This is a genomic window from Celeribacter sp. ULVN23_4 (assembly GCF_054788345.1).
Genome location: NZ_JBTVYO010000006.1, coordinates 77,224 through 89,637, shown reverse-complemented (window position 1 = coordinate 89,637; position 12,414 = coordinate 77,224). Strand labels below are relative to the sequence as shown.

The 12,414-nt window shown below is 61.1% G+C and carries 12 protein-coding genes; all 12 read left to right on the top strand.

Annotated features, from left to right (window positions below; genetic code table 11):
* The first annotated feature begins 221 nt into the window (after positions 1-221).
* Complete coding sequence (gene ftsW, locus ACYBHZ_RS13685) at positions 222-1,391, top strand: putative lipid II flippase FtsW (RefSeq protein WP_460274844.1); 1,170 nt, start codon at positions 222-224, stop codon at positions 1,389-1,391.
* 28 nt (positions 1,392-1,419) lie between these two features.
* Positions 1,420-2,520: an undecaprenyldiphospho-muramoylpentapeptide beta-N-acetylglucosaminyltransferase gene (gene murG, locus ACYBHZ_RS13680; protein WP_460274843.1), complete on the top strand. Its 1,101-nt coding sequence runs from the start codon at positions 1,420-1,422 to the stop codon at positions 2,518-2,520.
* Between the two features lie 52 nt (positions 2,521-2,572).
* The gene (gene murC, locus ACYBHZ_RS13675; protein WP_460274842.1) at positions 2,573-3,976 is read left to right on the top strand and encodes a UDP-N-acetylmuramate--L-alanine ligase; all 1,404 of its coding nucleotides are present in this window, start codon (positions 2,573-2,575) and stop codon (positions 3,974-3,976) included.
* A gap of 3 nt (positions 3,977-3,979) precedes the next feature.
* The gene (locus ACYBHZ_RS13670) at positions 3,980-4,297 is read left to right on the top strand and encodes a hypothetical protein (RefSeq protein ID WP_460274841.1); all 318 of its coding nucleotides are present in this window, start codon (positions 3,980-3,982) and stop codon (positions 4,295-4,297) included.
* A gap of 42 nt (positions 4,298-4,339) precedes the next feature.
* Entirely contained in the window at positions 4,340-5,527 is a 1,188-nt protein-coding gene (locus tag ACYBHZ_RS13665) for an APC family permease (protein ID WP_460274840.1), read from the top strand.
* The gene (locus ACYBHZ_RS13660; RefSeq protein WP_460274839.1) at positions 5,524-5,775 is read left to right on the top strand and encodes a DUF2484 family protein; all 252 of its coding nucleotides are present in this window, start codon (positions 5,524-5,526) and stop codon (positions 5,773-5,775) included. The genes ACYBHZ_RS13665 and ACYBHZ_RS13660 overlap by 4 nt, the downstream gene beginning before the upstream one ends.
* Positions 5,776-5,793: 18 nt before the next feature.
* A complete protein-coding gene (locus tag ACYBHZ_RS13655; RefSeq protein ID WP_460274838.1) occupies positions 5,794-6,054 on the top strand; it encodes a DUF2484 family protein in 261 nt (86 codons plus the stop codon).
* Entirely contained in the window at positions 6,051-7,016 is a 966-nt protein-coding gene (gene murB, locus ACYBHZ_RS13650) for a UDP-N-acetylmuramate dehydrogenase (RefSeq protein WP_460274837.1), read from the top strand. Before ACYBHZ_RS13655 ends, murB begins: the two co-directional genes overlap by 4 nt.
* Before the next feature lie 105 nt (positions 7,017-7,121).
* Positions 7,122-8,033: a D-alanine--D-alanine ligase gene (locus ACYBHZ_RS13645; protein ID WP_460274836.1), complete on the top strand. Its 912-nt coding sequence runs from the start codon at positions 7,122-7,124 to the stop codon at positions 8,031-8,033.
* Positions 8,021-9,004, top strand: a complete 984-nt coding sequence (locus tag ACYBHZ_RS13640) for a cell division protein FtsQ/DivIB (protein WP_460274835.1) — start codon at positions 8,021-8,023, stop codon at positions 9,002-9,004. Before ACYBHZ_RS13645 ends, ACYBHZ_RS13640 begins: the two co-directional genes overlap by 13 nt.
* The gene (gene ftsA, locus ACYBHZ_RS13635) at positions 9,001-10,332 is read left to right on the top strand and encodes a cell division protein FtsA (protein ID WP_460274834.1); all 1,332 of its coding nucleotides are present in this window, start codon (positions 9,001-9,003) and stop codon (positions 10,330-10,332) included. Before ACYBHZ_RS13640 ends, ftsA begins: the two co-directional genes overlap by 4 nt.
* 428 nt (positions 10,333-10,760) lie before the next feature.
* Positions 10,761-12,404 carry a cell division protein FtsZ gene (ftsZ, locus tag ACYBHZ_RS13630; RefSeq protein WP_460274833.1) on the top strand — a complete coding sequence of 548 codons (1,644 nt, stop codon included), beginning with the start codon at positions 10,761-10,763 and terminating at the stop codon, positions 12,402-12,404.
* The last annotated feature ends 10 nt before the right edge of the window (positions 12,405-12,414 follow it).

The following is a 12,414-nucleotide window of genomic DNA, read 5'->3' as shown; positions in this document are numbered from 1 at the left end:
TGAAAGGAGTTAGCGCCACCATGCGGGGATTCCCCCTGTCGATCAATGACTGTGATCAATTCGTCTTTTGGCATCTGTGCGAAGGGTTTGGGCAAAACCCCGCTGTCTTGAGGGTGAGAGCTGCGCAAACCGCAATCTATAGTAGCGCAGAGTGGTAAATCCGGCTATTCTGATCGGTATAGACCCGGAAAATCGGGCATGAGGCAGATGTAGGCGGTATCATGACAGAGATGGTGTATGGCTCAGCGCCGATGCGCGTTGGAGAGCCGATCCTTCCGCGTTGGTGGCGGACAATCGACAAATGGACCTTGTCCTGTGTCTTCATCCTGTTCGGGATCGGGCTTTTGCTCGGGCTTGCGGCCTCTCCGCCTCTGGCCGAAAAGAACGGCTTCACCGATATGTTCCACTACGTCAAACGTCAGGCGTTCTTTGGTGGTCTCGGCCTCGTTGTGATGATGGGCATCACCATGATGGACCCGGCCCGTGTGCGCCGGATTGCCGTGATCGGGTTTGGGGCTGCGCTTCTCTCGCTCCTACTTCTGCCGTTTTTCGGCACCGATTTCGGCAAGGGCGCGACCCGTTGGTTTTCGCTCGGCTTTGCCTCGGTGCAGCCTTCTGAATTCCTCAAGCCCGCTTTCGTGATCACCGCCGCCTGGATGATGGCCGCCGCGCATGAAATCGGTGGACCTCCGGGGCGTCTCTATTCCTTCCTGCTGGCGTCCTTCATCGTCATCCTTCTGGCTCTGCAACCAGATTTCGGACAGGCCTCGCTCATCCTTTTCGCTTGGGGCGTGATGTATTTCGTCTCCGGCGCGCCGCTGACGCTCCTGATGGGGATCGCAGGGTTGGTCGTGGCGGGGGGCACTTTTGCCTATCATAACTCCGAACACTTCGCGCGCCGGATCGATGGCTTTCTAAACCCGACAATCGACCCGACCACCCAGATCGGCTATGCCACCAACGCCATCCGCGAGGGCGGGATCTTTGGCGTCGGGGTCGGCGAAGGGACCGTCAAATGGTCGCTTCCGGACGCGCATACCGATTTCATCATCGCGGTCGCGGCTGAGGAATATGGTCTCCTCCTCGTGGGCGTGATTATTGCGCTTTACGCCACGATCACCGTGCGCTCGCTGTGGCGTCTCCTGCGTGAACGCGATCCGTTCATTCGTCTTGCCGGCACCGGTCTGGCCTGCGCTTTCGGTATTCAGGCCTTTATCAACATGGGGGTTGCCGTGCGGCTTTTGCCTGCGAAAGGCATGACGCTCCCCTTCGTGTCCTACGGTGGCTCTTCCGTGATCGCTTCGGGCATTGCGCTCGGCGCGCTTTTGGCCTTTACCCGCACCCGCCCGCAAGGCGAAATCGGCGACATTCTGATCCGACGCGGGCGCTGAGACAGAGCAAAGACAATAAGAGGCAGACATGACCCAGAAAGCCCCCCTTCTCGTGATCGCCGCAGGCGGCACAGGCGGACATATGTTCCCGGCACAGTCTCTGGCCGAGGTGATGCTGGCGCGGGGCTGGCGGGTCAAGCTGTCGACAGACGCGCGTGGCGCGCGCTACACCGGCGCGTTTCCGGCAGAGGTCGAGATCGACACTGTGCCTTCGGCCACCTTCGCGCGCGGCGGGATTGCGGCGAAAGCGCTCGTGCCGTTTCGTATCGCGGGCGGTGTGCTTTCCGCTCTGACCAAATTCGTCTCTGATAAACCCGCCGTCGTGGTGGGCTTTGGTGGCTATCCGGCGATCCCGGCCGTGGCGGCGGCAACGCTTTTGAAACTGCCTCGGATGATCCATGAGCAGAATGGCATCCTAGGCCGGGTCAATCAGGTCTTTGCCAAACGGGTGAACAAGGTCGCTTGCGGCACATGGCCGACGACCTTGCCGCAGGGTGTCGAAGGCATCTATGTTGGCAACCCGGTGCGCGGGACCGTGCTTGAGAAACATGCCGCGCCGTATATTCCGCCCGGAGAATATCCGATGGAGCTTCTGGTCGTCGGTGGCTCGCAGGGCGCGCGCATTCTGTCCGACATCGTGCCGGATGCGGTATCGCGTCTGCCCGAGGCTTTGCTTTCGCATCTTCGGGTCAGCCAACAGGCCCGCCCGGAAGACCTCGGCCGTGTCGTCGAATTTTACCAGTCGCAGGGCATTCAAGCCGATGTGCGGACCTTTTTTGATGACATCCCAACTCGTATGAGCGAGGCGCAACTGGTGATTTCCCGTTCCGGGGCCTCGACCGTGGCGGATATTTCCGTCATCGGGCGGCCCTCGATCCTGATCCCCTTTGCCGCTGCGGCGGGTGATCACCAGAGTGCGAATGCGCGTGGCCTTGTGAATGCGAACGCCGCCGTGATGATCCCGGAAAGCCAGCTGACCGCGGAAACACTGGCAGAACAGATTTACAACGTTTTGGCCCATCCGCAGGGCGCGACTATGATGGCCCACGCGGCGCTGTCGGTGTCCAAACCGCAAGCGGCGGAAGAATTGGCGGCTCTGGTCGAAGAGCTGGCTTTTGCCCAAAAATAACGACAGACCGTCAGCGCTATGGGCGCAGAAGAAAATAGGCGAGTAAGAGAAGATGAACGCGAGCGTAACCAAACTGCCCACTGATATGGGCCCGATCCATTTCGTCGGCATCGGCGGCATCGGCATGTCCGGCATTGCCGAGGTGCTGCTCAATCATGGCTACAAAGTTCAGGGCTCCGATCTCAAAGCCACGAAAATCACCGACCGTTTGAAAGAACTGGGCGCGGTGATCTACGAAGGCCAACGCGCCGAGAACCTTGAGAATGCCGAGGTGGTGGTGATCTCCTCTGCGATCAAGCCGGGCAACCCGGAGCTTGATACCGCGCGCGCCAAGGGCTTGCCGGTGGTGCGCCGGGCCGAAATGCTCGCCGAGCTGATGCGTCTCAAGAACAATGTCGCTGTCGCGGGGACGCACGGCAAGACGACGACCACGACGCTGGTCGCGGAATTGCTTGTCGCGGGCGGCATCGATCCGACCGTCATCAACGGCGGGATCATTCACGCCTACGGGTCCAACGCCCGCATGGGGCAGGGCGACTGGATGGTCGTTGAGGCCGATGAGAGCGACGGCACCTTTAACCGTCTTCCGGCGACGATCGCCATCGTCACCAATATCGACCCGGAGCATATGGAGCATTGGGGCTCCATCGAGAACCTGCGCCAAGGGTTTTACGATTTCGTCTCCGGCATTCCTTTCTATGGGCTCGCCGTCTGTTGCACCGACCACCCGGAGGTGCAGAGCCTTGTTGGCAAAATCACCGACCGCCGTGTCGTCACCTACGGGTTCAACGCGCAGGCCGATGTGCGCGCGGTTGATCTGACCTACAAAAAGGGCGTGGCGCATTTCGATATCGTGCTGGCCGCCGATGACATCGTGATTGAGGGGTGCACCCTCCCGATGCCGGGCGATCACAACGTCTCGAACGCCTTGGCGGCAGTCGCCGTAGCACGCCATCTCGGGATGACCGCTGAAGACATCAAACAGGCGCTCGCCAGTTTCGGCGGGGTGAACCGTCGCTTTACCCGTGTCGGCGAAGTGAACGGCGTGACCATCATCGACGATTACGGCCACCACCCGGTCGAGATCGCCGCCGTGCTGAAAGCTGCCCGTCAGGCCAGCGAGGGGCGCGTCATCGCCGTGCACCAACCGCACCGCTATTCGCGTCTTCATAGCCTGTTCGATGACTTCTGCACCTGTTTCAACGAGGCCGATGTGGTCGGCATTGCCGAGGTCTACGCCGCAGGTGAAGACCCCATTCCGGGGGCATCGCGCGATGATCTCGTCGCCGGCCTCATCCGCCACGGCCACCGCCATGCGCGTGCTGTGACGTCTGAAGATGATCTCGAACGTCTCGTGCGCGAACAGACCCGTCCGGGCGATATGGTTGTGTGCCTTGGGGCCGGGACCATCTCGACCTGGGCGCACGGTCTGCCGGAGCGGCTCTCGAAAGGATAAGCCATGTCGGACGGGGCCACAGTGCTGCTCGGGATTTTCCTGTATATGCCGTGGGCCGGTCCGGTGATTGCCTTGGCGCTCGCCGCGTTTGGCCGTCCAGTGATCGCGCTCTTTACCGCGCTTGGACTGCCCGCCATCGGCTATTCGGGGCTGTTCGTCATGCTGATGCAGCAGATCACCACCGAGCAGGATGTCGGCGCAGCTTTCGTTCTGGGCGTCTCGCAGGCATGGGCTTGGATGGCCTTGGCGATTGGCGTCGCATTGGTCGCGATTGTATCGCTCATCCGTTATATTCTGACGCAGAGACGCGCGGCGCGTTGATTGATATTCTGACGTCAAAAGACAGTCAGTGCAGGAGTCAGTATGAGCGAAAACCTCAAGCGCCGTATCGGTCCCGGCCTTTTGACGGCCTATGGCGTCGGCGTCATGGTCGGCGCCGGGATTTACGTTCTGATCGGCTCCGTTGCCGCGCAAGCCGGGCTCTACGCCCCGGTGGCCTTTCTGCTTGCCGGTTTGATCGCCGCGCCCTCTGCGCTGTCCTATGCGGAGCTTTCCACTCGTATCCCGGAAGCCGCCGGGGAGGCGGCCTATGTCGAGGCGGGCTCCGGTTCGCGCTTTCTCGGGCTGCTGGTCGGGTTAGCAATCGTTCTGGGGGGCAGCGTGTCTGCCGCCGCCGTACTGCGCGGCGGCGCGGGCTATCTTGTTGGCTTCGTCGATATTCCCTTCAATCTTGCCGTGATCGGTCTGGGTCTCGCCCTGATCGCGGTCGCGGTCGTTGGCGTCTTGGAAAGCCTTGCAATGGCGGCGCTTTTCACGGTGGTCGAGGTGGGCGGCTTGGTCTTGGTCGTCATGGCAGGCTGGTCCGCGCCTGTTTCTCCCGATTTCGCCACCCCGGCTGCGCCGTACGTCTCTGGGATCGGCGTCGCGGCGACATTGGCGTTCTTCGCCTTTATCGGTTTTGAAGACATCGTGAATATGGCAGAAGAGGTCAAACGCCCCGAACGCAGCCTTCCCATCGCGATCATTGCCTCTCTGATCATCACCACGTTGCTCTACGCGGTGGTGACCTTCACCGCCGTTCGTGCCGTGCCGCTTGATGATCTTGCCGGATCGGAGCGTCCGCTCGCGCTGGTCTATGAGGCAGGCGGTGGGCCGATTGCGCTCTTGTCCGCAATCGCTGTCATTGCCGCGCTGAACGGTGTTCTGGCGCAGATCGTTATGGCAGCGCGCGTCCTGTTCGGGCTGGGCAAGCGCGGTGGGCTGCTCGGACTGTTCCGTCATGCGCATCCGCGCTTTGGCACGCCGGTTCTCGCGACGCTTTTGATCGGGGCCTTTGTCCTTGTGGCCGCCATCCTGCTGCCGGTGTCCGATCTTGCGGGCATGACTTCGACGATCCTGCTCGTTGTCTTCACCTTGGTGAACGGCAGCCTGATCCTGCTCAAGCGCCGCGCGCCCAAAGCGCCCTTCCGCGTCGCGAATTGGGTTCCCGTCGTCGGGATGATCTTTGCCGTTCTGGCGCTCATCGCCTTCGTGCTCGGCGGTGTCTCGTGAGCCTGCTGCAAGAGCCTCTGATCGTGCTCGGAATCTGGGCGCTTGCCACGATGGCGCTTGCTCCGCTACCTATGAAATACCAGATGCTGCCCGGTCTCGCACTTTTGCTCGTGCTGCCCGTCCTGCTCATCTGGATTGGGCAGGTACATGGTTTCCTGCCGGTGTTGATTGGTTTAGCTGCTGCCATGTCTTTGTTTCGCAAACCGCTCGGGGCGTTGTGGAGACGCCTCTCGCGGGGATTTCGATAAGGTCGACAGGAGAGCCGCATGACCCTTTCTCTGACGCTGGCTTGCATTTGGGCCGTTCTGGCCAATGTGATCGCCATGTTCCCATCGCGTCACCAGCATTGGCCCGCCGCCTATGTGCTGATCGCTCTGGGGGTTCCCCTTCTGGGATATGTCACCTATGAAAACGGCCCATGGGTCGGGCTTATCGCCTTCGCGGCTGGCGCTTCGATCCTGCGCTGGCCGATGCTGTATCTCGGTCGGTGGATGAAGCGAGTGATGGCGAAAGGCCCTGCGGAATGATCTATCCTGATGTGCGTGGCAAACTGACCGAGAACCGGTTGCTGTCCGATCTCACCTGGCTGCGTGTGGGCGGACCTGCGGATGCATTGTTTCAGCCCGCCGATCTTGAGGATTTGCAGGCGTTTCTGGCGGCGCTTGATCCCACTGTCGCTGTGTTCCCGATGGGCGTTGGCTCGAACCTGATTGTGCGCGATGGCGGTATTCGCGCCGTGGTGATCCGCATGGGGCGGGGCTTTAATGGCATCGAGATCGCGGGCAATCGGGTGACGGCGGGCGTTGCCGCTTTGGACGCTCATGTCGCACGCAAAGCCGCCGAAGCAGGGCTTGATCTCACGTTCCTAAGGACCATTCCGGGTGCTGTCGGCGGCGCGGTGCGGATGAATGCGGGCTGTTACGGCTCTTACGTGGCCGATCATTTCGTCTCCGCCAAAGCCGTGACGCGGGCGGGGGAGAGTGTCACGCTCACCGCCGATGATCTGCAATTCCAGTATCGCCAGACCGAATTGCCGGAGGGCTGGGTGATCGTCGAGGCCACGTTTGAGGCCGAAAATGCGGACCCGGAAGAACTGGCCGCGCGCATGAAAGAGCAACTGGCCAAGCGCGATGCGACGCAGCCCGTCAAGGAGCGCAGCGCGGGTTCGACCTTCCGCAATCCGGCGGGGTTTTCCTCGACGGGCAAGGCCGATGATGTCCATGATCTCAAGGCTTGGAAGGTCATTGATGACGCCGGGCTGCGCGGGTTTTCCATCGGCGGCGCGCAGATGAGCGAGAAACATTCCAACTTTATGATCAACACCGGTGAGGCTTCTGCGCACGATCTCGAACTTTTGGGTGAGACGGTGCGAAAAAAGGTATTTCAAAACGCGGGCCTCGCGTTACAATGGGAAATCAAACGCATCGGCGAATTCGCGGGCGAACCGATCCTCGACGGGCTTGCAGATGTACAAAAATCCGGCGCATAAGTGCCAAATCAGCGTCCTGAGCAGGGCGTGAAGACAGACCCCGAAATGGGGCGTTTTTAAAAGGGGCGCAAAAAGACGTTCCTGATCATATTGAGGCGAGTGGACATGTCGAGCAGGCAGTCCCCGAAAGTGGCCGTAATTTTGGGCGGACCTTCGTCAGAGCGCGAAGTGTCTTTGTCCTCCGGGCGTGAATGCGCCAAGGCACTTCGGGGTGAAGGATTTGAAGTGATCGAGATCGACGCGGGCGAAGACCTCTGCGCCCAACTGACTGCGTGTCAGCCCGATGTCGTGTTCAATGCGCTCCATGGCCGTTTTGGCGAAGATGGCTGTGTGCAAGGCCTGCTCGAATGGATGCGCATTCCCTACACCCATTCGGGGGTGCTTGCTTCCGCGCTCGCCATGGACAAGGAAAAGACCAAAGAAGTCTACCGGGCTGCTGGTCTTCCGGTGACGCCCTCTCGCCTTGCGACCCGCGAAGAGGTCGAAGCCGGTCACGTGATGGCGCCGCCCTATGTGGTGAAACCCTACAACGAAGGCTCTTCCGTCGGCGTCTATATCGTCCGCGAGGGTTCCAATGCGCCGCGCATGTCGAAAGAGATGCCTGCGGTTGTGATGGTCGAACAATACGCGCCGGGGCGTGAATTGACCTGTTCAGTGATGGGAGACAAAGCGCTTTACGTCACCGATATCGTCACCGATGGCTGGTATGACTATGACGCCAAGTACAAAGCTGGCGGTTCGCACCATGTCTGCCCCGCCGAAATCCCGGATGCGATCACTGCTGCCTGTCAGGACTACGCCCTGCGCGCCCATAAGGCTTTGGGATGTCGCGGCGTGTCGCGCACCGATTTCCGTTGGGACGAAGAGAAGGGTGTGGATGGTCTCATTCTTCTGGAAACCAACACCCAACCGGGGATGACGCCCACCTCGCTTTCGCCGGAACAGGCGCAGAAGCTCGGCATTTCCTTCGGACAGTTTTGCGCCTGGATGGTGGAGGACGCCTCATGCGACCGGTAGACCCGATCGATTTCGCCAAAGGCCCAACTGCGGGCGGCTCCGCCCGTGTGTCGGAGGCCGTCGCACGTGCCATTCGAGCCCGCCGTGGCGGTGGCGACGAAGCACCGCAGCGCCCGCATGATCCGGCGCCCTCGCGTACCGCCTACCGGATGAACCGCCTTTGGCTCACGCCGTCTTTCCGGTTTTTCCTGCGCCGTATCGCACCGGTATTGGCCGTGGCGGCCTGTGTCGGGCTGTGGTTCGCATCGGAAGACAACCGCACCGCGTTTACCGATCAGATCGTGATGTTGAAGCGCGAAGTGCAGAACCGTCCCGAGTTCATGGTGAAGCTGATGGCTGTGGACGGCGCGTCCGAACCCCTCGCTGAAGAAATCCGCCAGATTGTTTCCGTCGATTTTCCGATTTCTTCCTTCGATCTCGATCTCGATGAAAAGCTCGAAGCAATCGAAAGCCTCGATGCCGTCGCCTCTGCCGGGCTGCATGTTCGTGCGGGCGGCATTTTGCAGATCGACATTACCGAGCGCACACCCGCCCTGATCTGGCGCGGGGTCGATGGGCTTGAGATGCTCGATGCGGAAGGCCACCGCGTTGCAGCGCTCGCGCATCGCGGCGATCGCCCCGATCTGCCGCTGATTGCCGGGGAGGGGGCGGATAAATCCGTCACTGAAGCGCTCGCCATTCTAAAAGCCTCCGGGCCGCTCATGCCGCGTTTGCGCGGTCTTGTCCGTGTGGGCGAGCGCCGTTGGGATCTGGTGCTGGATCGTGACCAGGTGATCATGCTGCCCGAAAGCAAACCACTTGGCGCGCTGGCGCAGGTTGTGGCGCTCGATCAGGCCAAGAATTTGTTGGGCCGCGATATCGCTTCTGTCGATATGCGCCGTCCGAACCGACCGACATTGCGGCTGACTGAGGCCGCAGAGGAAGAACTCAAACGCCAAGGCGGCGTCGAACTTGGAGTGTCTTATCAATGACCGATCTCTATGAGGCTCAGCGGGCCATGCGGAATATGCGCAAGGCGGCTCTGCAACGAGGTGTGATTGCCATTCTCGACGTCGGCAGTTCCAAGATCGCGTGTCTCGTGCTGCGTTTTGATGGCGAACGCTTCATGGGGGGCGACGGGGTCGGTGCTCTGGCGGGGCAATCTTCCTTCCGGGTGATCGGTGCGGCGACGACCCGCTCGCGTGGTGTACGCTTCGGCGAAATCGAGGCTATGGCCGAAACCGAACGCGCCATTCGGACCGCTGTGCAGGCGGCACAGAAAATGGCGCAGACCCGCGTGGATCACGTCATTGCCTGCTTTTCTGGCGGCAATCCGCGCTCTTACGGGATCGCGGGGCAGGTTGATGTCGAATTTGATACTGTGTCGGAACAGGACGTAGCGCGGGTTCTTGCTTCGTCCGATGTGCCGGACTATGGCCATCACCGCGAAGTGCTGCACGCCCAGCCGGTGAACTTCCAGCTCGATCATCGTTCCGGTCTCAAAGATCCGCGCGGCCAGATTGGGCAGAGCCTCGCCGTGGATATGCATATGCTGACCGTGGATACCGCTACGATCCAGAACTTGCTTTATTGTATCAAGCGTTGCGATCTCGAAGTCGCGGGGCTTGCATCGGGTGCCTATGTCTCCGGCATCTCTGCGCTCGTCGAGGATGAGCAGGAACTCGGCGCGGCCTGTATCGATCTGGGCGGCGGCGCGACCGATGTGTCGATCTTCATGAAGAAACACATGATCTATGCCGATAGCGTGCGCATGGGCGGCGAACATGTGACCTCCGACATTGCGATGGGGCTGCAAATCCCGCTCGCGACGGCAGAACGGATCAAAACCTTCTACGGCGGCCTTGTCGCCACCGGCATGGATGATCGCGAGATGATCGAAGTGGGCGGCGAAAGCGGTGACTGGGAAAAGGACCGTCGCACCGTCTCCCGCGCCGAGCTGATCGGTATCATTCGTCCCCGTGTCGAAGAAATCCTCGAAGGTGTGCGCGAATGTCTCGACGCGGCGGGCTTTGAGCATATGCCGAGCCAGCAGATCGTGCTGACGGGCGGCGGATCGCAAATCCCCGGCCTCGACTCGCTTGCGCCGAAAATCCTCGGTCAGAATGTTCGGATCGGTCGCCCGCTGCGTGTGCAGGGTCTGCCGCAGGCCGCAACCGGTGCAGCTTTTGCCTCTGCCGTGGGCCTGTGCCTCTTCGCGGCGAACCCGCAGGACGAATGGTGGGACTTCGAAATTCCGGCAGACCGGTATCCGGCGCGCTCTCTCAAACGGGCGGTGCGTTGGTTCAAGGAGAACTGGTAAACAGAGGCGCGAAGCGATTGCCCCCGTCGGGGGCGTCGTGTTACGATGAGGCCACGATCGGACGAAGATCCGGCAGGCGCGTTGCAGGTGCGCGATCAAATGAAGACCAGTGAGCTCGAGCAGAGCCCAGACATGTGATTCAAAATCCGGAGGCGTTTGCTTCTGAGGCAGAGGGCTTTACCGCTCTCTCTTGAGTGTTGCTGTCCCGTTCCCCCTAAATCTACGCATTTGCGCAAGATCCCGCCGAAAATGCCGGGATGTTTCCCCATATTTTGTGGCAATCTCATGTTTTTGGGATGACGACCGGAGCGAAAACCCATAGGATTTATCGTGAATAGGTGAATTTTGCCCCGAGTCAGGGGCGGGGACAGTCAGGACGATTGCGCAAGACGTGCGAAGATCCTGAACAAAAAACACAGGCGGTACTCATGGCTTTGAATCTGACGATGCCCGAGCGGGACGAGTTGAAACCGAAAATTACGGTGTTTGGTGTCGGTGGTGCTGGCGGCAACGCGGTCAACAACATGATCGAGAAGCAGCTGGAAGGTGTCGACTTCGTCGTCGCGAACACCGATGCTCAGGCGCTTCAGCATGCCAAGGCCCAGCATCGCATCCAGATCGGCGCGAAAGTGACCGAGGGGCTGGGCGCCGGTGCACGTCCCTCCGTCGGGGCGGCTGCTGCCGAGGAAAGCATTGAACAGATCGTCGATCATCTGGCGGGTGCACACATGTGCTTCATCACCGCCGGTATGGGCGGCGGCACCGGGACCGGCGCAGCGCCGATCATCGCGCAGGCAGCCCGTGAACTTGGCGTTCTGACCGTTGGTGTCGTGACTAAGCCGTTCCAGTTCGAAGGCGGCAAGCGGATGCGTCAGGCCGATGAAGGCGTCGATCAACTACAGAAAATGGTCGACACGCTGATCGTGATCCCGAACCAGAACCTGTTTCGTCTCGCCAACGAGAAAACCACCTTCACCGATGCGTTCCTGATGGCCGATGACGTGCTCTATCAGGGTGTCAAAGGGATTTCCGACCTGATGGTCCGTCCGGGGCTCATCAACCTCGACTTCGCCGATGTTCGCTCCGTGATGGACGAAATGGGCAAGGCGATGATGGGCACGGGCGATGCGACCGGCGAAGATCGCGCCATTCAGGCCGCTGAGAAAGCCATCGCCAACCCGCTTCTGGACGAGATTTCGCTCAAAGGCGCGAAAGGCGTGCTGATCAACATCACCGGCGGCTACGACCTGACCCTGTTCGAGCTCGACGAAGCGGCCAACCGTATTCGCGAAGAGGTTGATGCGGACGCCAACATCATCGTCGGCTCCACGCTCGACACCGACATGGACGGTGCGATGCGCGTCTCCGTGGTCGCCACGGGCATCGACGCTGCGCAAGTGGTCGAGGAAATGCCGGTGCCGCGCCGTCGTCTGGCCGAGCCGTTGCAATCCGCAGAAGTCGTTGAGGAGAAAATGGAGCAAGCGGCGCCTGCTGCCGTGGCCGCAGCCGCTGCTGTCGAGCACCATGCCGAAGAACCGGCTCAGCCGACCCTCGACGTGTTCGACCCGCAAGTGAACAGCCGTCGCGAAGAGCCGCCGCGCGAAGATTTCCGTGCTCTGGATGACGATCTGCCGCCGCCGGCCTATCAACCGCGTCCGCAGCCCGCACCGCAACCGGCGATGCACGAGCCGGAAGCCGAAAGCTTTGTCGCACCGCGCGCTCCCGCGCCGGGCACGCCGTCTCCGGAAGCTCTGGCCCGTCTGCAAGCCGCTGTCTCCAAACAGCCTCGTGCCGACATGCGTCAGCCGCAGCCGCAGCAAGCCTATCAGCCCGCTGCAGAGCCTGCCAAAGGTGGTCGTTTCGGGATCAACTCCCTGATCGGTCGTATGACCGGCCACGGGGAGCAAGAAACCCGTCCGGCAGCCCCCGCGCCGCAGCAGCCGCAGGGCCGTTTCGCTGCTCAGCCGCAGGCCCGTCCGCAAGTGCATCAGGCCTATGACGAAGATCAGGATCCGAACCCGGAGCAGGAAAAGATCGAGATTCCGGCCTTCCTGCGCCGTCAGGCGAACTGACATAAACCTG